This window comes from Achromobacter sp. FW305-C-28 (assembly GCF_058783235.1).
In genome coordinates this window covers 986034-1006016 of sequence record NZ_JBYSYL010000001.1, presented here as the reverse complement: position 1 = coordinate 1006016, position 19983 = coordinate 986034, and the positions used below count along the sequence as shown (strand labels likewise).

Below are 19983 nucleotides of genomic sequence, written 5' to 3'. Positions count from 1 at the left end.
CTTGTTTGGGGGGCGTGTGGCGTTTCGCCGCAACCGAACCCGCGTGTCGTGCGATCGCGGGTTCGATGCCAGAGCGGATGTCTCGCCGGCACCCGGTCCCGGCGCCCCGCGCCGTATCCGCTGCAACGCCCCGCCGCACTTGCCTTTTTCCCCGTCAGCCCTCGCCTTGCCCCTCGTTATCCGCTACCGGAAACTCCTATGCGATTGCTCTGCGCCTTCGACCGCATCCTCTTCAAGCTGGTGTCGGTCATCGCCCAACTTCTCCTGGTCGCTGCCGCGGCGGCCGCCTTCTACCAGGTCATCGCCCGTTTCGTGTTGCATTCGCCCGCCGACTGGAGCGAGGTGCTGACCCGCGCCCTGCTCATCTGGACGGTGCTGCTGGGCGTAGCCCTGGCCTTTCGCCATGGCGCGATGATCAGCGTCGAACTGCTGCGCAACCTGCTGGGCGGCATGCGCCGCCGGGTGCTGGAAGCCGTGATCGGCCTGATCTGCGCCGGTTTCCTGGGCTTCATCGCCTGGATCGGCGGCCAGATGACCTACCGCGTGCGCTTCCAGAACGTGCCTAGCCTGGATATCTCGATTTCCTGGATCTACTCGGCCATTCCGGTCGGCGCGACACTCGCCGCCATCGCCGTGCTGGCCCGCTGGTGCGCCGGCGAGGAAGAAGACGTCCCCGTGCGCAACGACGCGCAAGGCTGAGCCCCCGCCCCGAATCCAAGCAGACGATATCGCCATGTCCCAATTAATGATTGTCTCGATGCTGATTTTCTTCGGGCTGTCCGTGCCGGTCGCCGTGTCGATCGGCCTGGCCAGCCTGGCCGGCGTGGGCGCCGCCAACCTGCCCTGGCTGGTGGTGGCCCAGCAGTTGTACGCCGCGCTGGACAAGTACCCGCTGGTCGCCATTCCCTTCTTCATTCTCGCCGGCAACCTGATGGAAGCCGGCGGCATTTCCGAACGCATGGTGGAATTCGCCAAGAGCGTGGTGGGCGGCATCCAGGGCGGCCTGGCCTGCACCTGCGTGCTGACCTGCATGATCTTCGCTGCGGTCGCCGGCTCCAGCGTGGCGACCACGTTTGCGGTGGGCGCGATCCTGATCCCGGCGATGATCCGCCACGGCTACCCCGCCCCGTTCGCCGCGTCTTTGCAGGCCAGCGCGGCCGAGTTGGGGGTGATCATTCCGCCGTCGATCCCGATGATTCTGTTCGCGGTATCGACCGACACGTCGACCGGCGAGCTGTTCATCGCTGGCGTGATGCCCGGCATCCTGATCGGCGTGGCCCTGATGCTCTACGTCTGGCTCTACGCCAAGCGCAACAACCTGGGCAAGCGCGACGGCGAAGGCCGCCTGCCGCTGTGGCCGGCGTTCAAGCGCGCCTGGCTGGCGCTGATGATGCCGGTGATCATCCTGGGCGGCATCTACGGCGGCGTGTTCACGCCGACGGAAGCGTCGGTGGTAGCGGTGATGTACGCGGTGGTGGTGGGCAAGTTCATCTACCGCCGCCTGAGCTTTTCGCAACTGTCCGGCACGCTGCACAAGTCGGTGGTCTCGACGGCGGTGATCATGTTCGTGATCGCCAACGCGGGGGTGTTCAGCTTTCTGTTGAACCGCGCGGGCATCCCGGACGCGCTGGGCGTCTGGCTGTCGCAGCTGTTCGACACGCAATTCACGTTCCTGATGGGCGTGAACCTGGCGCTGTTCGTGATCGGCATGTTCATCGAAACCTCGGCCTCGATCGTGGTGCTGGCCCCACTGCTGCTGCCGGTGGCGTTGAAGTTCGGGGTGGACCCGGTGCACTTCGGCATCATCATGGTGGTCAACCTGGCCCTGGGCATGATCACCCCCCCATTCGGGGTGAATCTCTTTGCGGCGTGCGCGGTGGCGAAGTTGCCGTTGGAGCGGTTGATCAAGCCGTTGGTGCCGTTCGTGGGGGTGGTGATTGTTTGCCTGCTTGTGATTACTTATTGGCCTGGGTTGTCGTTGGGGTTGCGGGATTTGGTTTACTCCAAATAGTGGGCTTGGGATTGCGTTGGTTTTCTCTTCGTAGGTCGCTCGTTGGCTGTTCTTCGTAGGTCGCTCGTTGGCTGTTCTTCGTAGGTCGCTCGTTGGCTGTTCTTCGTAGGTCGCCCCTCGCGGCGGCGGCATGCGGGGCGGGCGCCCACGATTGCGGTCCGGAGCCTTCGCTCCGGACTTCCCCCTCGTCATCGTCGTTGTCGCCTTCGGCGACTGCCTTCCGATTCCCTCGGGCGCATCGAGGTTGCCCGCCCCGCATGCCGCCGCCGCGAGGGGCTACGGTTTTCGAGAATTGTTGCGCCGCTAGACCTGTGTGCGGGGAATGAAACCTGCAGGGTCGCCAAGCCGCGGCCGCGCGGGCGGCCACGTTTGGCATTGCGCTTTCGGAGCGTGTGCCGATGACGCTTCGCGCTGATGGAGGTTGGTTTACTGGTGGTGCGCACATCAAGGGGGTGGGGCGGTGATGGGCGGCGCGGCGCAGGCCAGCTTGCTCGTACTGACCGTCTCGCGCGCCGCCCATCGGGCGCTGGAGATCACTTTGGTAGTTACGGTGTCCACGCCAGTGACGTAACAAAGCAATCCGCATCTCGCTCAGCATCTAACGGCGCGGATGCGCTGGAATCCAACAAAAACCTCCAACGCCCGATGGGCGGCGCGCGAGACGGCCAACATGCGCAAACCAGTGCCACCACGCGCCGCCCATCACCGCCCCTCCCCCCTGACTGCGGACCCACTAGAAAACCAGTCCCCACCCGCGCGAAGCGCATCCGCAACACTTTCCAGAAACGCAATGCCAAACGTGGCCGCCCGCGCGGCCGCGGCTTGGCGACCCTGTAGATTTCCTTCCCTGACCACGGTTCTAGCAGCGCGACGAACCCAGACCCGCGTAGCCCCTCGCGGCGGCGGCATGCGGGGCGGGCAACCTCGATGCGCCCGAGGGAATCCGAAGGAGCAGCCGCAGGCTGGGACGAGGATGACGACGGGGCAGTCCGGAGCGAAGGCTCCGGACCGCAATCGTGGGCGCCCGCCCCGCATGCCGCCGCCGCGAGGGGCGACCTACGAAGAACAACTCGCCGCATCAACGCCTTTCACAAAGAAATGCCCCCTCACCCCACCGCAGCCACCAAATGACACCGCACCTCCCGCCCCCCAACCAAAGCCACCTCAGGCACCACACTCCGGCACCTCTCCTGCACCATCCCGCACCGAGTATGAAACGTGCACCCCGCCGGCGGCATGATCGGATTCGGAACCTCGCCACCCATCGGCTCCCGATCCCGCCGTGGATCATCCAGATCCGGAATCGTGTCCAGCAGCATCTTCGTATAGGGATGCTTTGGGGATTCGAACAGGTCGTCGGCCGCCGCCTGCTCCACGATGCGGCCCAGGTACATCACCGCCACCCGGTCCGACACGTGCCGGACCACCGACAGGTTGTGGCTGATGAAGACGTAGGTCAGGCCGAATTCCTTTTGCAGGTCGCCCATCAGGTTCAGGATCTGTGCCTGTACTGAGACGTCCAGCGCCGAGGTGGGTTCGTCGCACACCAGGAATTCGGCTTCGGTCGCCAGCGCCCGCGCAATCGAAATGCGTTGGCGTTGGCCGCCCGAGAACTCGTGCGGAAAGCGGCTGGCGTCGCTGGCCGACAGACCGACCAGTTCCAGCAGCTCGTCCACCCGGCGGCGCGTGTCCGCCGGCGTGGCGCGCAGGCCCAGCGTGATGATCGGTTCCGCCACGATATTGCCCACCCGCCAGCGCGGGTTCAGGCTGGCGTAGGGGTCCTGGAAAATCATTTGCGGATGTAGCGTGCCGCCCTTGCGGTCGCGGCCGTAGCGCAGCGTGCCGCGCGTGGGCGCCACCAGGCCTACCAGCAGCTTGGCCAGCGTCGACTTGCCGCAGCCCGACTCGCCCACGATGCTCAGCGTGCTGCCGCGCGGCACCGCCAGCGATACCCCGTCGACCGCCTTCAGCGTCTGCGTCGGCTGGCGCGACAGCGTGCGTTCCAGCCAGGGCGGCGACACATCGAACCAGCAGGCCAGGTCGTCGGCCCGCAATAGATAATCCTGGTCATGCGGCATGAGCGACGCCTCCTTGGTGCAGCCAGCAGGCGCTGACCGTGGCGCCCGACGGCGAGGCCGCCAGCGCGGGACGGGCCTGGCCGCAGCGCGGGCCGGCCATCGCGCAACGCGGATGGAACGCGCAGCCGTCCGGCATCGCGTGCAGCCGCGGCATCGCGCCGTCGATCTGGTTCAGGCGGGCCGCGCGGTGGCGCAGGCCCGGAATGGCATTCATCAGGCCCTGGGTGTACGGATGGCCCGGGCGCCGCAGCACATCGAGCACCGGGCCGATCTCGACGATGCGGCCCGCGTACATCACCGCCACCCGGTCCGCCGTTTCCGCGATCACGCCCATGTCGTGCGTCACCAGCAGCACCGACGTGCCCTGCTCGCGGCACAGGCGGCGCAGCAGCGCCGTGATCTGCGCCTGTACCGACACGTCCAGCGCCGTCGTCGGCTCGTCCGCGATGATCAGCCGCGGCCGCGCCGCCAGCGCCAGCGCGATCACCACCCGCTGGCGCATGCCGCCGGAAAACTGGTGCGGGTAGTGGTCGATACGGCGGTCGGCGGCCGGAATGCCCACTGCCACCAGCAGTTCCAGCGCCCGCTGGCGGGCCGCCGCGGGCGAGCTCCGGTCGTGGTGGCGGATCGTTTCGACCAACTGGTCGCCCACCGTGAATAGCGGGTGCACGCTGGTCAGCGGGTCCTGGAAGATCGCGCCGATCTCCTTTCCGCGCAACCGCTGGCGGGCCTTGGGCGGCAGGTTGTCGATGCGTTTGCCGGCCAGGAGGATCTCGCCGCCGCCCAGGCGGCCGGGCGGCTCCAGCAGACCAATTACCGCCATGCCGGTCAGCGATTTACCGGCGCCCGATTCGCCCACCATGCCCAGGATTTCACCGGGCGCGATGTCGAACGAGACGTCGCGCGTGGCGACCAGGGTGCCGTGGCGGGTGGGAAATTCCACCGACAGGCCGCGCACCGACAGCGTCGGGGCAGCGGGGCTGGGAACGGTCGTCATGACGGGCTCCTTGGGGGCCGCGGATAGCTGGAAGAGAAAATCTCGCCGACCGCGGGGTGGCCCCAGGTGCGGTCGGGATAGCGGGCCACCAGGCCGTCGAACTGGTCCTGGGCCTGGGCTTGCGCCAGGCGCGCGTCAAAGCCCGGAATGCGGCCGTCGACCATGACGAAGCGGCCGTCGATGACGACCTGCGACACGTCGCGGCCGCTGCCGCCCACCATCAGCGTCTGGATCGGGTCGATCAGCTGGCCATTGTGGTCGTGGGAAAAATCGAACACCACGATATCGGCCTTGGCGCCCGCCGCCAGGCGGCCCAGGTCAGGCCGGCCCAGCGCATCGGCGCCGCCGACCGTGGCGGCGTCGTAATAGTCTTCCGAGCGCACCGCCTCGGTGGACTGGTCGGTGACCCGGCACAGCATCATTCCCACCTGCATGTTCAGCACCATGTCCGGCGGCCAGGTATCGGTGCCCATGCCGATCTTCACGCCCAGCTTGCGGTAGCGGGCGAAGGATTCCAGCGTGGCGCCATGGCGCGCCGAGACCAGCGGGCAATGCACGATGGCGGCGCCCGCGTCGCGGATGATGTCCAAGTCGCGCCCCGGCCGGTCGATGTGGCGCGAGCCGGACACATAGGTGCCGTGCGGCAGCAGCGCCCGCTCGGACAGGAAACCCAGACTTTGCAGCCATTCGGGCGGGCTCATGCCGTGCTGTTCCAGCACCAGGTCGTATTCCAGCCGCGACTGGCAGCAATGCAGGCGAATCGGGATATCGCGCTCGCGCGCGGCGGCCGCCGAAGCGCGCAGCAGTTCGGGCGTACAGGTTTCGATGCGGTCGGGCGACAGCATGGCGCGCACCCGGCCACCATGCAGGCCTTCGACCTCGTCGCAGAAGGCCACGGCCTGCGCCAGGCCGGCCATGCCGCGCGCCTCGTCGTAGTGGCAGCGAATGGCGCCCTGCCCGTCCACGTAGGTATGGCCGCTGCGGTAGGCCGGGCCCAGGTAGACGCGCAGGCCCAGGTCGCCGGCCGCCTGGGCCGCCGACAGGAATTCGTCGCGGGTCTCGCCCCACACCCGGTAGAACAGCGACGCGATCGGCAGCGCCGTGGTGATGCCGTTGCGAATCAGCTGGGCAAAAGCGTAGCGCTTCTGGAACGCCAGTTCGTCGGGGGTGTACATCTCGTACGGCCCGCGCTTCATGTAGGTCTCTGGCCAGATGCGGCCGCGGCGCCAGGCCGGCGAATTGTCGAAACCCAGGATGGTGGTGTCCAGGTCCGACAGCGCGTCCAGGTCCACGAAGCCCGGCCCGATCAGCGCCCGGCCATAGTCGTAGCGGCGCGCCACCACGCCGGGATAGCGGTGGCCCACGTAGACGATGCGGTCGCCCTGGAATACGACTTCGCCGTTCTCGTACAGGCAGTGGCGGCCGTTTTCGTGGCCCACCACCCAGCGGGCGGTCAGCAGCGTGGCGTCGTCGCGGGCGGCCATCAGGGCGCCTCTACCAACGCACGGCCGTCGCGCGCCACCACCTGGCCGCGCTTGACCACCAGCTTGCGTACCGGGCGCGAGACGATGGCCTCGGCCACCGTTTCGGCGTCGACCAGCACGAAGTCGGCGTGGCAACCCGGCGCCAGGCCGTAGTCCGCCAGGTCCATGACGCGGGCGTTGCCGTAGGTAGCTACGTGCAAGGCCAGCGCCAGTTCGTCGTCGCGGCGGAAATTGTTGCGCAGGCCCACCAGCATGGTGCGTTCCAGCATGTCGGGTTTGCCGTAGGGGCCCCAGGTGTCGCGCATGCCGTCGTTGCCGGTACAGACGACCACGCCGGCCGCGTGCAGCCGCGCCACGTTCGGCACCGGCCGCGAGGCCGAGCCGGTGGTCATGATGTGCACGCCGGCTTCCAGCAGGCCGTCGACCAGGCCCTGCACCGCCTGCGCATCGGGCATGCCCAGGCAGAACGAATGCGATAGCGTCACCTTGCCCTGCATGCCCAGCGCCAGCACGCGGTCGATGGTCATCTGCATCGAGAACGCGCCCAGCTCGCCCGCTTCGTGCAGGTGGATGTCGATGGGCTTGCCGTGCTTGTCGGCCAGGGCAAAGATCGCGTCCAGGTGACCCTTGGGGTCCCGGTCCATGCCGGCCGGGTCCAGCCCGCCGACGACGTCCGCCCCCATGCGCAGCGCCTGGTCCATCAATTCCAGCGTGCCCGGGCGGATCAGCAGGCCGCTTTGCGGAAACGCCACGATCTGCACGTCGATCTGGTCGCGGTACTGGTCGCGGGCGCGCATCACGCCTTCGATGGCGGCCACGCCAATATCGGTGTCCACGTCGACGTGGCTGCGGATGTGGCTGGTGCCGTCGGCCACCGACATCACCAGTTGGCGCGCCGACTGCCGATACGGGTCGATGCCCAGGCGGCGCTTTTCCAGCCGTTCGTTGTCGATCTTGTCGATCAGGCGCGGCCCCACCTCGTTGCGGTACCAGGGCATGCCGTACATCGTCTTGTCCAGGTGGGCATGCGCATCGATCAGGCCGGGCAGCATGATGGCGCCGCCGCCGTATACCCGCGGCACGCTGTCGGGCACCGGGCCGTCGAAGGCCACGAAGCGCCCGTCGCGCACCAGCACCGAGGCGATTTCGCCGCCCGCCGGGCGGACATGGGTATATAGGGTTGCGTTGTCCATGGTTCTACATTGGTCTCCGTACAGTGCCGCGCTCAGCGCAGGCGGGGATTCAGGGCGTCGCGCAGCCAGTCGCCCAGCAGGTTCACGACCAGCACGATCAGGCTCAGGTACAGGGCGGGAAACACCACCACCCACCATTGGCCCGAAAACAGGAACTGATTGCCCAGCCGGATCAGGGTGCCCAGCGACGGCTCGGTGGGCGGCATGCCCACGCCCAGGAAGCTCAGGGTCGCCTCGATCAGGATCGCCAGGCCCAGGTTCAGCGTGGCGGTCACCATGACCGGCGTCAGCGTGTTGGGCAGGATGTGCGTCAGCATGATGCGCAGCGAACTGACGCGGATCAGCCGCGCGGCCTGCACGTATTCCTTGCCGCGTTCGACCAGCGCCGAGGCGCGCACGGTGCGGGCGTACTGCACCCAGTTGGTCATTGAGATCGCCAGGATCAGAATCACCGACGACAGCGTTTCTCGCATGCCGGGCGGCAGCAGTTGCCGGAATACGGCGGTGACCAGGATGGCGACCAGAATGGTGGGAATGCTGAGCAGCGTATCGCCCAGGCGCATCAGCGCGTTGTCGACCCAGCCGCCGAAATACCCGGCCGCCAGGCCCACCAGCAGGCCGATCGCCAGCGACAGCACCACGGTGGCCAGCCCGATCACCAGCGACATGCGCGAGCCGTACAGAATGGCGGACCAGACGTCACGCCCCTGGGTGTCGGTGCCGAGCAGGAACTGGGCCTCGCCCCCCGCCACCCAGCGCGGCGGCAGTTCAGCGTTGAGCAGGTCCAGTTGCGCCAGGTCGTAGGGATTCTGCGGCGCGATCAGCGGCGCGAACACGGCCAGCAGCACCACCGCCAGCAGCACGAGGCCCGCGCCCATCGCCACGTAGTCCTGCCGCAGGCTCCACCACAGGTCGCTTTGCAGCATCCGGGCCAGCCTGCCCCGGCCCTGGCCGGAAAACGGTTTAGTGAGCATTGGCGCCTCCTTTGACGTGCTGGCTGCGCAGGCGCGGATCGACCACGCCGTACATCATGTCCACCAGCGTGTTCAAGGCCACGAAGATGAAGGACACGATCACCAGGTAGGCGGCCATGACGGGAATGTCCACGAACATGACCGATTGGATGAACAGCAGCCCCATGCCGGGCCACTGGAACACGGTCTCGGTGATGAGCGCGAACGCGATCAGGTTGCCGATCTGCATGCCGGTGACGGTAATGACGGGCATCAGGCAGTTGCGCAGTGCCAGCCGGAAATGCACCACCCGGTCGGGCAGGCCGCGGGCGCGGGCGAACTTGATGAATTCGGTGCGCAGCGTTTCCAGCATCTCGGCCCGCACCAGCCGCATGATGAGCGTGATCTGGAACAGCGCCAGCGTGATGGACGGCAGCACCAGCGCGGCGCGGCCCGACGGCGTCAACAGGCCCGTGGTCCAGCCGCCGATGCGCACCGTGTCGCCACGGCCAAAGCCCGGCAGCCAGCCCAGCTGCACCGAGAACAGCAGGATCAGCATGATGCCCACCACGAAGCTGGGCAGCGAAATGCCCAGGATGGACACGAACTGCAGCGCCTGCGCCACCCGCGACTTGCGGTAGATGGCCGTCAACACGCCCAGCGGCACCCCCACCAGCAGCGACAGCAGGGTTGCCATCATGACCAATTCGAAGGTGGCCGGAAAGCGCTCGGCCACCAGCGCGAACACGTCCTGCTGGTTGCGGTACGAAATGCCGAACTCGCCGCGCGCGGCGTTGGCCACGAAGTGCACGAACTGCATGCCCACCGAGGCATTCAGTCCCAGGCGTTCGCGCAGTTCGTCGCGCTGGGTCTGCGACGCCTGCTCGTTGAGCATCATGTCGACGGGATCGCCGACGAAACGGAAAATCACGAACGCCATCAACGCCACCGCCAGCATCACGCCGACCGCATTGAAGACCCGCCTCACTATGAACGCCAGCATGTGCGCCCCCTGTCAGCCCTGGTTGCGAGCGCCCGCATGGACGCCCCCGGATTCAGTCTCGCGAGGCTGGCCGCCGCGGCGGCCAGCCGGCCATCACTTCATGTGCACGGTCCACAGGCGCGCCTTGTTGTCGGGCATCTGCAGCACGTCGCCCACATTGGCGCCCACGGCCCAGGCCATGGGTTGCTGATGCAGCGGCAGGAAACGCACGTCGTCGTGCAGTGTCTGCAGGATGTCGGCCATCATCTGCACGCGCTTGGGCCGGTCCATTTCGGCGGCCGCGGCGTCGATGCGCGCGTCCAGCGCGGCATCGCCCCACTGCCCCCAGTTGAAGACGCCATTGGGACCGGTGCGGCTGTGGATCACCTGCAGCAAGAGCGACAGCGCGTCGATCTGCGGTTCGTTGGCCCAGCCGTGGATGGTGATATCGAACTCGCCGCGCGAGCGCTTGGGGTTCTGCAGCGACCGCGGGCCGCTGGCCAGCGAGGCCTTCACGCCGATTCGCGCCCACATCGAGGCAGCGGCCTGGCACAGCTCTTCTTCGTTGACGAACATGTCGTTCGAACACAGCAGCGACAGCGAGAAGCCGTCGGGGTAGCCGGCGTCGGCCAAGAGCTTCTTGGCTCGGGCGGCATCGAACGGCAGGCGTTCTTCCTGCCTGGCCTCATAGCCCGGGATCGACGGCGCCACCAGCGCGCCGGTGGTGCGCGACAGTCCGCGCATCACCCGCTTTTGCAGCAGGTCGGGCGACAGCGCCATGTACAGCGCCTGGCGCACCCGCAGGTCTTTCAGCGGGTTCTTGTCGGTGATGTTGGACCCCACCAGCTTGTCGCCCAGGTTGAAGCCGAAATACAGGGTGCGCAGCTCGGTCGCGGCCAGCACCTTGACGTTGGGCGCGGCGCGCAGGCGGTCCAGGTCTTGCAGCGGCGCGTTCTCGGTGAAGTTGATGTCGCCCGACAGCAGCGCCGCCACCCGGGTGGGGGCCGAGGCGATCGGCGTGAATTCGATGCGGTCCAGGTTGTGGCGCGGCTTGTCCCACCAGGCCGGGTTCACCACCAGCACGGTGCGGGTGTCGGGCCGGTACGACTCGACCTTGAACGGGCCGGTGCCATTGGCGTTATGGGTGGCGTAGCCTTCGATCTTCTTGGCCGCGTCGGTGGGCTTGAGGCTGTTGTTGTCGACCAGCCACTGGCGGTTGAAGATGAAGATATTGGTCAGGTCGTTGAGCATCAGCGGGTACGGATGCGTCATTTCGATGTCGACCGTGTAGTCGTCGACCTTGCGCACCGCCTTGAAGGCCGGCAGGTTGCCCTTGAGCGGCGAGGCGTCATCCGACACCCGGGTCATCGAGGCCACCACGTCGTCGGCCGAGAACGGCGCGCCGTTATGGAACTTCACGCCATGGCGCAGGTGAAAGCGCAGCACGGTGGGCGACGGCGTTTCCCAGGATTCGGCCAGCGCGGGCGTGATGTTGAACTTGTCGTCGTAGCGGATCAACGCCTCGTAGACGTGGTTCAGGAAGGCCAGGTTGAAGGTGCTGCCGTAGGAATACGGATCCAGCGAATCCAGGTCGCGGGCGGCGCCCCACTTCAAGGTGTTGGCGGCGGATGCACCCGTGATGGCCGATAGCGCGATCACGGCCCCGGCGGTCCACTTCAGCAGCGTCTTCATGGCGGAAATTCTCCCTTGCGTATTGGGTATGGGATCTTCTGGGGGACTTCTAGGCTTGCGGATGCATGGCCGCGGCGGCGGATTCAGCCGCCGACGGCCAGGCGCTGGGCACGGTCCAGCGTGGCCAACGCCATCACCTGCGCCAGGGCGGCGCGGTAGGAATCGATGACGGGAACAGCAGGCAGGCGCGGCAGGCTGGGCAGAAAGCCGGCCAGCGCGGCGCCGGCCACGATGACCACGTCGGCGCCCAGGGCGGCGGCGTCGTCCAGCGCCTGGCTGACGGCGGCAATGGTGTCGGGCGAGCGCGTCACGTAGTCCAGCGCGTTGCCCGGCAGGGCCAGCACCCCCGCGCAGCGGGATTCCACGCCCAGTTGGCGAATCTGCTCGCGCAGCATGCCGGGCCACAGGCGGCCGACGGTGACGATGGCGTAGCGGTCGCCACGCTGCATCGCGGTCATGATGGCGGCTTCCGCCATGCCGGCCACGGGCACGCGCAGCCGTTCACGCACCGCGCCGATGCCCGGCTCGCCGAAACAGGCCAGCAGGCAGGCGTCAAACGGCGTGCCGGCCGCCTCGGCCAGGGCGGCTTCGCGCTCGACGGTTTCCAGCACGGCGTGCGCGGCCACGGCGGCCTGGGCGCGGCTGGCAATGTAAGCCGGCCCGAACGGCACCGTCACCGCATGGACCTGGGCCGCACCGCCGAAAAAGGCGCGGGCCTGCTCGGCCAGGCGGGTGGTGAGGTCATCGGTGGTATTGCCATTGACCACCAACAGGCGGCACGGCGTGGTGGCAAGGCTGGCGGAAAGCTCGATGGCGGGCGCTGCGGACATGAATCAAACCCCTGGTCGTTTTGTATACGAAACACCCCACTCACAGCCTGGCATCCTGCTGATTTTGTATAAATGTTTGTATACGATTTATGCCGACAATGTACGCCATTGGTCCGATGCTTCAAGCTATCGGTAACCCTTACCGCCCGATGTAGTATGCTGTTTCACACTTAGAAAGTACGCGTCGGCGCGGCTTGCCGCCCGGTTTGAGCCGCCTTGAAACGCGCACGCCACGGAGAACCCACCACGATGACGTCCCCCATGCCGCCGGCAGCCGACCCTGCCCGGAAAGACGTGAACCGCACGGAAATCGTATACAAAAACTTGCGGCAGGCGATCATCGAACAGGCGCTGCTGCCCGGCGACAAGCTGCCCGAGGACGTCATCGGCGAACGCTTCGGCGTCAGCCGCACCATCGTGCGCGGCGTCCTGACCCGCCTGTTCAGCGAAGGCCTGGTCGACCTGCGCCCCAATCGCGGCGCGGCGGTGGCCCGCCCCAGCCTGGAAGAAGCGCACGACATCTTCGAAGCCCGCCGCTGCCTGGAACGCGACGTGGCCCGCCGGCTGGTGCAGCATGTCACCGATGCCGGGCTGGCCCGCCTGGAACAGCATGTGGCCCAGGAAGAGGCCGCGCGCTCGCGCAACAGCGTCAACGAATCGATCCGCCTGTCCGGCGAATTCCATATCCTGATGGCCGAGCTGTCGGGCAACGCGGTATATGCCCGCTACGTCAATGAAATCGTGTCGCGCTGCTCATTGATCCTGGCGCTTTACGGCCGGCCGCATTCGAGCGAATGCGCGGTCAGCGAGCACCGGGAAATCGTCGCCAGTCTGCGGGCGCGCGATGAAAAGCACGTGCTGCACCTGCTGGAACACCACCTGGAATCCGTCACTGCCCGCGCGCTGCTCAGCCCGGACGGCGCGGGGGTGCGCGATATCCGCAAGATCCTGGACCGATACGGCACGTAGGGGGGAGCCCGCCCCTGGCTGGCCAAGGGGCGTATGGGGGACACCTGAATGAGAAAAGCGCCCGGTCCGGGCGCTTTTGGGTTTTCAGGCGCTAGATTTCGCGCTCTTCCGTCTTGAGGTTGTTGTCGCGGGCGAAATCCACCACGAACTTGTACGCCAGCGGCTCAAGGTCGCGCAGGCGCAGATCGACCACGATGCCGCGCACGCCGTCGATGACGACGGGCAGCACGTAGGGCGAATAGGTGAGGTGGTTACCAGCACAGCCGGCAGGCCGGAACTGTGCCATTACGCCGGCGAGCCGTTCCGCCCAATCGCTGGGGCGAAAGCGGCTACCGCTTTCGGTAACGCCATGAATTACGAATTGTCTGACGCGAGTTGCCATGGATTCTTCACTACGGGACGCCCTTCACTGGGCCGGATCTTCGGCGTGATCAAACATGCGCCCCGCGCCGCGAATTGTATATGATTGATCCTTTGCCCTGTCCCGAAAGGCCAACCGCCCAGGGAAAAAGCCCAGGAGGACCCCCGATGACCTCGCCTCTGGCCAATATCTACGCCCGGCTGCCGGTATCGTTCACGCACGGCCAGGGCGTCTGGCTCTGGGATGCCCAGGGCCGCAAGTATCTCGACGCGCTCGCCGGCATCGGCGTTTCCTGTCTGGGCCATGCCCATCCCCGCCTGGTGGCCGCCATCAGCGAGCAGGCCGCCCGCGTCATCCATACCTCGAACATCTACGAAGTGCCCCAGCAGACCGCGCTGGCCGCCCGCCTGACCGCGCTGTCCGGCATGCGCGAAGTGGCCTTCAACAACAGCGGCTCGGAAGCCAACGAGGCCGCCATCAAGCTGGCGCGCTATTACGCCTACCAGCGCGGCAACCGCCATGCGCACATCATCACCATGGATTCGTCCTGGCACGGGCGCACCCTGGCCACGCTGGCGGCCACCGGCAGCGAAAAAGCGCGCAAGGGCTTCGAGCCCCTGCCTTCCGGCTTCATCCAGGTGCCCTACAACAACGCCGACGCCATCCGCGCCGCCGGTGACGCCGAACCCCGGGTGGCCGCCGTGCTGCTCGAGGCGTTGCAGGGCGAAGGCGGTATCCGCCCGTCCGACATCGCCTTCCTGCAGGACGTGCGGCGCCTGTGCACCGAGCGCGGCTGGCTGCTGATGATCGACGAGGTCCAGTCCGGTATCGGCCGTACCGGCAAGTGGTTCGCCCACCAGTGGGCCGACATCGTGCCCGACGTCATGACCCTGGCCAAAGGCCTGGCGGGCGGCGTGCCCATCGGCGCGATGCTGGCCGCCGGCCCGGCCGCGGGCGTGTTCACCCCGGGCAGCCACGGCACCACGTTCGGCGGCGGCCCGCTGGTCTGCGCGGCCGGGCTGGCCGTGCTGGACGCCCTGGAATCCGAACACCTGCTGGATAACGCCCACCAGGTCGGCAGCCACCTCAAAGACCGGCTTGCCGCCGAACTGGCCGGCACGCCAGGCGTGACCGAGGTGCGCGGCCGCGGCCTGATGCTGGGCATCGAGCTGGCCCGCCCCTGCGGCATACTGGCCGCCCGCGCCCTGGAAGCCGGCCTGCTCATCAATGTCACCCGCGAACGCGTGGTGCGCCTGTTGCCCCCGCTGATCCTGTCGCGCCAGGAGGCCGACCAGATCGTGCAGACCCTGGTCCCCCTGATTCGACAGTTTCTGGCCGAACATCCATAATCAACCCCCCGCCCGGGCCACGAGCCCGACCGGGCCCCCAGACTAGCGACATCACCATGACTCCTCCCACGACTCAAAACGGCCCGTTGCGGCACTTTCTGCAGTTCAAGGACTTCTCGTCCGCCGAGATCGCCTACGTGCTGGACCGCGCGCGCCTGATCAAGGAAAAATTCAAACGCTATGAACCCCACATGCCGCTGCACGACCGCACGCTGGCGATGGTGTTCGAAAAGGCCAGCACGCGCACCCGCGTGTCGTTCGAGGCCGGCATGTACCAAATGGGCGGTTCGGTCATCAACCTGACCTCCAACGATTCCCAGCTGGGCCGCTCCGAGCCTATCGAAGACACCGCACGCGTCATTTCGCGCATGGTCGACATCGTCATGATCCGCACGTTCGAGCAGACCCGCATCGAGCGCTTTGCGTCGCATTCGCGCGTGCCGGTCATCAACGGCCTGACCAACGAATTCCACCCCTGCCAGATCCTGGCCGACATCTTCACCTACATCGAGCACCGCGGCCCCATCGCCGGCAAGACGGTCGCCTGGGTGGGCGATGCCAACAACATGGCCTACACCTGGCTGCACGCGGCCGAAATGCTGGGCTTCACGCTGCACGTGTCCACGCCGGCCGGCTACGAACTTGAAGCCGCCCGCATCGGCAACCCGTCCGACAAGGTGCTGCGCCAGTTCAAGGACCCGATGCAGGCCTGCCAGGGCGCGCACCTGGTCACGACCGACGTCTGGACCAGCATGGGCTATGAAGCCGAAAACGAAGAACGCCGCGCCGCGTTCGCCGACTGGTGCGTCGATGCCGAAATGATGGCTGCCGCCGACCCCGAAGCCGTCTTCATGCACTGCCTGCCCGCTCACCGCGGCGAGGAAGTCACCGGCGAAGTCATCGACGGCCCGCAAAGCGTGGTCTGGGACGAAGCCGAAAACCGCCTGCACGTGCAGAAGGCGCTGATGGAATTCCTGCTGCTGGGCCAGATCAAGTAAGCGTCGCGCCCACAAAAAAAGCAGCCCGTCGGGCTGCTTTTTTTTCGTCCTGGCCAGGCCATGGCCCGTGATGGGGTCAACAGGCCCCCCGCCCCTCAAGGCTGCAGGCGCTTTTCCCAGCGCACGATCGCGTCGGCCACGGCCTGCGGCTCCTCGGGCACCAGCGCGTGGCCGGCGCCGGGAATCACCACGACCGACACGCGGTCGCCGAATTCGTCGCGGATCTCGTTGCGGGTCGATTCCGGCTTGAACAGGTCGGCGCCGGCCTGCAGGTCGAGCAGCGGCTTGTTGCCGCCCGACCACCAGTCGGACTGGCGCGTGGCTTTCCCGGCCAGCCGCTGGCTTTCACTGACCTCGGGGTACCAGCCGTTCAGCCACACGCGGGCATCGTGGCCCGGTGCAAAGAACGCGTACTGGATGGACTTCAGGCGTTCGGCGTCGGGCAGCGACAGGTCGGCGCTGCGGTCCACGTGTTCGCTCAGGCCCGCAGGATACTGCTTGGCCGCGGCCGCCACGATGACCACGCCGCGCACCAGCTCAGGGTGATCCACGCCGGTGGTGCGCGCCACCCAGTTGCCGAAAGCATGGCCGACCATCACGGCGGGCTGCCTGGCCACGTTGCGAATGACGGCGGCCATGTCGTTGCCCAGGTCGTGCAGCGTGATGCCGGTCATCGGCCCGGTACTGGCGCCGATGCCGCGCGGCTCGGGCCGCAGGACGCGATAGCCGGCCCGCGCCAGACGCGCCGCCAGATCGTCGAAGTCTTCGGCGCCGCGCCCGCGCGACGGCAGCAAGACCAGCGCCGGCCCCTGGCCCTGCACCAGGACTTCGATGCTGGCGCCGTTGCCCGGCAGCACCGTGACGCGCTGCACGGCGCCCGCCGGTGCGTCAGCGGCTACCGGTGCGGCGTGCGCCGCCATCCCCATGCTGCCCAGGGCTGCGCCCCACAGCACCCAGCTTGCCCACTGCTTTTTCATCGTTGTCTCCCCGTTCTTCTGGCTTAAAGAATCTTCTGGAACATGGTGCGCCGCGTGTTGCGGAACGACGGGCGCACCCGGCTGCTCCAGTCGGTAGCGCGAACCGCCAACCAGGGCGGACTGCCGAAGGTTTCGCGGGTCTGCAGGTCGTAGCAGGCCAGGTAGCGCGGGCCCTCATCACGGCATTCGAAGCGTTGCGCGCGCACCGTGCCCGGCACCGAGGCCAGGCCCGGCAGGTGCTCCTGGTCGTACCAGGCATTCAGGTCGGCTTCGGCCTCGGGCAGCACATCGGTTTCGACGATGTAGTGCCAGGGAGCATCCGCCCCCGCCGACGCGCCGGCCAGGTCCAGCGTCAGGTGCAGCACGCGCGCCTGGGCGCCCGGAAACAGCTCGGCCAGACGGGCCTGGACTTCCGGCAGGCCGTTCGAGTCGCCGTCCACATACACATAGGTGTCGTCTTCTTCGATGGCCGCGAACGCCCGCACCCGCAGGCCGGCCAGGCCGTCCGTCAGCCGCGCGGCCATATCGGCCGCACGCGCGGCGTCGAAGCGCTCGCCCAAAGACACCAGCAATACCGTCTTGTCCATGCCCTGCTCCTTTCAGTGTCCGACGCGCAATGCCACCAGGAAGCGCGACACCATGTTGTAGGCCGCGACCGTGGCGGTCAGTTCGACCAGTTCCTGGTCGTTGTACCGCGCGCGCAGCGGCGCGAACAGCGCGTCCGGCACCTCGATGTCGCGCGTCATCGCGTCGGTCAGGGCCAGGACGTCGGCTTCACCCGCTTCCAAGCCCGTCACGGCCGCCACCGCCGGGCCTGCGCGCAACTGCTCCACCACGGCAACCGGCATGCCCGCCGCCAGCGCATGCGGCACGTGGGCATCGAACTCATAGGGCGCGTTGTTCAGGGTTGCCACGCGCAGGATGATCAGCTCGCGCACCCGCGGCGACAGCGACGTGTTCAGGCGGATGGCGGTCAGCATCGCTTCCCAGCCCTGCACCACGGCGGGACTGTTCAGCAGCACCTGGTACAGGGGCGAGATGCGGCCACGCGCGGCCGCGATGCGCGATTCGATGTCGGCCAGGGCCGGGCGGGTGCCCGGCGCCACCGGGGTGACTCGGCAGGCGTCCATGGCTTACTCCGGGCGAATGTTCTTGCGCTGGATCAGCGCGGTCCACTTCTCGCGGTCGGCGGCGATCAGCGCGGCCAGTTCCTGCGGCGTGCTGGGCGCGGCCTGGGCGCCGAATTTCTCCAGCTTGGCGCGCACGGCGGCGTTGTCCAGCGTGGCGCGCAGCGCCTGGTTCAGCTTGTCCACCGTGGCGGCCGGCGTGGTAGCGGGCGCCACGATGCCGTACCAGTTGTTGGACTCGACCCCGGTGATGCCCTGCTCGGCCAGCGTCTTCACATCGGGCAGCAGCGGGTGGCGCGTGGGCGCGGCAATGCCCAGCGGCTTGAGCTTGCCGCCCTGGATGTGGCCGATCAGGCCCGGCACGTCACCGAAGAAACCCGACACCTGGTTGCCCATGACGTCGTTGATGACCGGCGCGGCGCCCTTGTACGGCACGTGCAGCACGTTGGCGTGGCTGGCGTCGGCGAACATTTCCAGCGTCAGGTGCGGAATGCTGCCGATGCCCGACGAACCGACGGCCACGGACTGCTTGTCGGCCTGCGAGCGCTTGACGAAATCGGCGGCGTCGGTGGCCGGGTTGGCCGGATTCACGACGAACACGGTGGCGTTGTTGACCACGCGCGACACGGGCGCGAAATCGCGCACCGGGTCATACGGCAGGTCCTTGTACAGCGCCGGGCTGATGGCCACCGCGCCGACGCTGGTCAGGAACAGCACCGACCCATCGCCGGGCGCCTTGGCCACGTAGGCGGCGGCGATATTGCCATTGGCGCCGGCCTTGTTTTCGACGATGACCTGCTGCTTGAGCTCTTTGCCCAACTGTTCGGCCAACACCCGGCCCACCAGGTCGACGGGGCCGCCGGGCGGGAAGGCGATGATCAGGCGCACCGGGCCATCGGCGTGCGCCGGGCTCAGGCTGGCCAGGCCCATGAGGCCTGCGAATACGAGTTTCTTGAACATGAGTGTCTCCTCGGGATTGTCGTGTCTTGTTGTTGCCTGCGATCAGGCGTTGAGCGCGCTACGGAAATCCGTACAGGCGCGCCGGGTTGTCCACCAGGACCTGCTGGCGCGATGGCGCGTCCGGGCAGGCCAGAAAAAAAGCGTCGGCCAGTTCACCGTCGTCGGGCATGTCGCCCGCCACGTTCGGATGCGGCCAGTCGGTGCCCCACAGCGTGCGCTCGGGCAGCGCGTCCACCAGGGCCCGCACAAAAGGAATGCCTTCGGAAAAAGGCCGGCGGCCCGAAGCGATGCGGTCGATGCCCGACACCTTGACCCAGGCACGGGGTTCGGCGGCCAGGTCCAGCAGCGCGCGAAAGGCCGGCGCATCGACGCCATCGGATGCCTTGACGCGGCCCATGTGATCCACCACGAACGGCACCGGCAACGCACGCAGGCGCGGCAGCAGCTCGGGCAGCATGGCGCCGTCCAGGTGCAGGCACACATGCCAGCCCAGCGGGGCGATCAGGCCGATGACGTGATCGAACACGGCCGGATCGGGCGCGCCGCCCAGGTGTGGCACGAAATTGAAGCGCGCCCCGCGCACCCCGCCCTCGTGCAATTGGCGCACGCTGGCCGCGGTGGCATCCGCCCCCAGCAGCGCCACGCCACGGTAGCGCCCCTGGCTTTGCGCCAGCGCGTCCAGCAAGGCGGCGTGGTCACTGCCGTGGCAGTTGGCCTGCACCACCACCGCGCGCTGCACCCCCAGGTGCGCGTGCAGCGCCGCCATCCTGGCGTAGGGCGCATCGGGCGGCGTGTACGACCGCCCCTCGGCATAGGGGAACACGTCGGCCGGGCCGAACACGTGGCAGTGCGTGTCGCAAGCCCCGGCCGGCAACGCATGGCGGGGACGGGAAGGTGACGCAAGCGGAGGACGGCAATCGGGCACGGCGGGTTCCTGCGGGAAAAACGCCATCCTCCCGGATTGCGGGCTGGCTAACAATGCTATATCTTTGATTTCAGATATAGAAAATATAAATATCAAA

The 19983-nt window shown here is 67.4% G+C and carries 19 protein-coding genes; 5 read left to right on the top strand and 14 right to left on the bottom strand.

Features of this window, described 5'->3' with window-relative positions; translation table 11 throughout:
• Positions 1-198 precede the first annotated feature (198 nt).
• On the top strand, positions 199-699 hold the full coding sequence (locus AC3WMR_RS04695; protein WP_263915523.1) for a TRAP transporter small permease: 501 nt from the start codon (positions 199-201) through the stop codon (positions 697-699).
• A 34-nt stretch (positions 700-733) separates the two neighbouring features.
• Positions 734-2011, top strand: coding sequence for a TRAP transporter large permease (locus AC3WMR_RS04690; RefSeq protein WP_492262822.1), 1278 nt, complete (start codon positions 734-736; stop codon positions 2009-2011).
• Positions 2012-3117: 1106 nt separating this feature from the next.
• Here AC3WMR_RS04690 and AC3WMR_RS04685 read toward each other — a convergent pair.
• From AC3WMR_RS04685 to AC3WMR_RS04650, 8 genes are all read right to left on the bottom strand, one after another.
• The gene (locus tag AC3WMR_RS04685; protein WP_492262821.1) at positions 3118-4089 is read right to left on the bottom strand and encodes an ABC transporter ATP-binding protein; all 972 of its coding nucleotides are present in this window, start codon (positions 4087-4089) and stop codon (positions 3118-3120) included.
• Positions 4079-5086 carry an ABC transporter ATP-binding protein gene (locus tag AC3WMR_RS04680; protein ID WP_492262820.1) on the bottom strand — a complete coding sequence of 336 codons (1008 nt, stop codon included), beginning with the start codon at positions 5084-5086 and terminating at the stop codon, positions 4079-4081. Before AC3WMR_RS04680 ends, AC3WMR_RS04685 begins: the two co-directional genes overlap by 11 nt.
• The gene (locus tag AC3WMR_RS04675; protein ID WP_492262819.1) at positions 5083-6570 is read right to left on the bottom strand and encodes an amidohydrolase family protein; all 1488 of its coding nucleotides are present in this window, start codon (positions 6568-6570) and stop codon (positions 5083-5085) included. Before AC3WMR_RS04675 ends, AC3WMR_RS04680 begins: the two co-directional genes overlap by 4 nt.
• Entirely contained in the window at positions 6570-7763 is a 1194-nt protein-coding gene (locus AC3WMR_RS04670; RefSeq protein WP_492262818.1) for an amidohydrolase family protein, read from the bottom strand. The genes AC3WMR_RS04675 and AC3WMR_RS04670 overlap by 1 nt, the downstream gene beginning before the upstream one ends.
• 32 nt (positions 7764-7795) lie before the next feature.
• Positions 7796-8737, bottom strand: coding sequence for an ABC transporter permease (locus AC3WMR_RS04665; protein ID WP_492262817.1), 942 nt, complete (start codon positions 8735-8737; stop codon positions 7796-7798).
• Complete coding sequence (locus AC3WMR_RS04660; RefSeq protein WP_175194689.1) at positions 8727-9719, bottom strand: ABC transporter permease; 993 nt, start codon at positions 9717-9719, stop codon at positions 8727-8729. Before AC3WMR_RS04660 ends, AC3WMR_RS04665 begins: the two co-directional genes overlap by 11 nt.
• A 93-nt stretch (positions 9720-9812) precedes the next feature.
• A complete protein-coding gene (locus AC3WMR_RS04655) occupies positions 9813-11390 on the bottom strand; it encodes an ABC transporter substrate-binding protein (RefSeq protein ID WP_492262816.1) in 1578 nt (525 codons plus the stop codon).
• Positions 11391-11473: 83 nt separating this feature from the next.
• Positions 11474-12220 carry an aspartate/glutamate racemase family protein gene (locus AC3WMR_RS04650; RefSeq protein ID WP_492262815.1) on the bottom strand — a complete coding sequence of 249 codons (747 nt, stop codon included), beginning with the start codon at positions 12218-12220 and terminating at the stop codon, positions 11474-11476.
• A gap of 249 nt (positions 12221-12469) precedes the next feature.
• Here AC3WMR_RS04650 and AC3WMR_RS04645 point away from each other — a divergent pair, with 249 nt between their 5' ends.
• A complete protein-coding gene (locus AC3WMR_RS04645) occupies positions 12470-13189 on the top strand; it encodes a GntR family transcriptional regulator (protein ID WP_492262814.1) in 720 nt (239 codons plus the stop codon).
• Positions 13190-13280: 91 nt separating this feature from the next.
• On the opposite strand, the gene AC3WMR_RS04640 is transcribed toward AC3WMR_RS04645, so the two are convergent.
• A complete protein-coding gene (locus AC3WMR_RS04640; protein WP_013392635.1) occupies positions 13281-13571 on the bottom strand; it encodes a DUF3579 domain-containing protein in 291 nt (96 codons plus the stop codon).
• 146 nt (positions 13572-13717) lie between these two features.
• Here AC3WMR_RS04640 and AC3WMR_RS04635 point away from each other — a divergent pair, with 146 nt between their 5' ends.
• Both AC3WMR_RS04635 and argF read left to right on the top strand, forming a co-directional pair.
• Positions 13718-14899: an aspartate aminotransferase family protein gene (locus tag AC3WMR_RS04635; RefSeq protein ID WP_492262813.1), complete on the top strand. Its 1182-nt coding sequence runs from the start codon at positions 13718-13720 to the stop codon at positions 14897-14899.
• A gap of 56 nt (positions 14900-14955) precedes the next feature.
• Positions 14956-15897 carry an ornithine carbamoyltransferase gene (gene argF / locus AC3WMR_RS04630; RefSeq protein WP_025141357.1) on the top strand — a complete coding sequence of 314 codons (942 nt, stop codon included), beginning with the start codon at positions 14956-14958 and terminating at the stop codon, positions 15895-15897.
• Positions 15898-15992: 95 nt separating this feature from the next.
• Here argF and AC3WMR_RS04625 read toward each other — a convergent pair whose 3' ends face one another.
• Genes AC3WMR_RS04625 through AC3WMR_RS04605 form a run of 5 tightly spaced genes read right to left on the bottom strand, consistent with a single transcriptional unit; the run spans position 15993 to position 19886 of the window.
• Positions 15993-16874 (bottom strand): alpha/beta fold hydrolase, encoded by an 882-nt coding sequence (locus tag AC3WMR_RS04625; RefSeq protein ID WP_492262812.1) that lies wholly within the window; start codon positions 16872-16874, stop codon positions 15993-15995.
• 23 nt (positions 16875-16897) lie between these two features.
• Positions 16898-17461, bottom strand: coding sequence for a hypothetical protein (locus AC3WMR_RS04620; RefSeq protein WP_492262811.1), 564 nt, complete (start codon positions 17459-17461; stop codon positions 16898-16900).
• A 12-nt stretch (positions 17462-17473) separates the two neighbouring features.
• Positions 17474-18004 carry a carboxymuconolactone decarboxylase family protein gene (locus tag AC3WMR_RS04615; protein ID WP_175194701.1) on the bottom strand — a complete coding sequence of 177 codons (531 nt, stop codon included), beginning with the start codon at positions 18002-18004 and terminating at the stop codon, positions 17474-17476.
• A gap of 3 nt (positions 18005-18007) precedes the next feature.
• The gene (locus AC3WMR_RS04610) at positions 18008-18961 is read right to left on the bottom strand and encodes a Bug family tripartite tricarboxylate transporter substrate binding protein (RefSeq protein ID WP_175219106.1); all 954 of its coding nucleotides are present in this window, start codon (positions 18959-18961) and stop codon (positions 18008-18010) included.
• 58 nt (positions 18962-19019) lie between these two features.
• A complete protein-coding gene (locus tag AC3WMR_RS04605) occupies positions 19020-19886 on the bottom strand; it encodes an amidohydrolase family protein (RefSeq protein ID WP_492262810.1) in 867 nt (288 codons plus the stop codon).
• Between the last annotated feature and the right edge of the window lie 97 nt (positions 19887-19983).

Excerpts from the sequence above, each read along its gene's own strand:
- AC3WMR_RS04695 (WP_263915523.1), top strand. The coding sequence starts at position 199 with ATGCGATTGCTCTGCGCCTTCGACCGCATCCTCTTCAAGCTGGTGTCG.
- AC3WMR_RS04690 (WP_492262822.1), top strand. The coding sequence starts at position 734 with ATGTCCCAATTAATGATTGTCTCGATGCTGATTTTCTTCGGGCTGTCC.
- AC3WMR_RS04685 (WP_492262821.1), bottom strand. The coding sequence starts at position 4,089 with ATGCCGCATGACCAGGATTATCTATTGCGGGCCGACGACCTGGCCTGC.
- AC3WMR_RS04680 (WP_492262820.1), bottom strand. The coding sequence starts at position 5,086 with ATGACGACCGTTCCCAGCCCCGCTGCCCCGACGCTGTCGGTGCGCGGC.
- AC3WMR_RS04675 (WP_492262819.1), bottom strand. The coding sequence starts at position 6,570 with ATGGCCGCCCGCGACGACGCCACGCTGCTGACCGCCCGCTGGGTGGTG.
- AC3WMR_RS04670 (WP_492262818.1), bottom strand. The coding sequence starts at position 7,763 with ATGGACAACGCAACCCTATATACCCATGTCCGCCCGGCGGGCGGCGAA.
- AC3WMR_RS04665 (WP_492262817.1), bottom strand. The coding sequence starts at position 8,737 with ATGCTCACTAAACCGTTTTCCGGCCAGGGCCGGGGCAGGCTGGCCCGG.
- AC3WMR_RS04660 (WP_175194689.1), bottom strand. The coding sequence starts at position 9,719 with ATGCTGGCGTTCATAGTGAGGCGGGTCTTCAATGCGGTCGGCGTGATG.
- AC3WMR_RS04655 (WP_492262816.1), bottom strand. The coding sequence starts at position 11,390 with ATGAAGACGCTGCTGAAGTGGACCGCCGGGGCCGTGATCGCGCTATCG.
- AC3WMR_RS04650 (WP_492262815.1), bottom strand. The coding sequence starts at position 12,220 with ATGTCCGCAGCGCCCGCCATCGAGCTTTCCGCCAGCCTTGCCACCACG.
- AC3WMR_RS04645 (WP_492262814.1), top strand. The coding sequence starts at position 12,470 with ATGACGTCCCCCATGCCGCCGGCAGCCGACCCTGCCCGGAAAGACGTG.
- AC3WMR_RS04640 (WP_013392635.1), bottom strand. The coding sequence starts at position 13,571 with ATGGCAACTCGCGTCAGACAATTCGTAATTCATGGCGTTACCGAAAGC.
- AC3WMR_RS04635 (WP_492262813.1), top strand. The coding sequence starts at position 13,718 with ATGACCTCGCCTCTGGCCAATATCTACGCCCGGCTGCCGGTATCGTTC.
- argF (WP_025141357.1), top strand. The coding sequence starts at position 14,956 with ATGACTCCTCCCACGACTCAAAACGGCCCGTTGCGGCACTTTCTGCAG.
- AC3WMR_RS04625 (WP_492262812.1), bottom strand. The coding sequence starts at position 16,874 with ATGAAAAAGCAGTGGGCAAGCTGGGTGCTGTGGGGCGCAGCCCTGGGC.
- AC3WMR_RS04620 (WP_492262811.1), bottom strand. The coding sequence starts at position 17,461 with ATGGACAAGACGGTATTGCTGGTGTCTTTGGGCGAGCGCTTCGACGCC.
- AC3WMR_RS04615 (WP_175194701.1), bottom strand. The coding sequence starts at position 18,004 with ATGGACGCCTGCCGAGTCACCCCGGTGGCGCCGGGCACCCGCCCGGCC.
- AC3WMR_RS04610 (WP_175219106.1), bottom strand. The coding sequence starts at position 18,961 with ATGTTCAAGAAACTCGTATTCGCAGGCCTCATGGGCCTGGCCAGCCTG.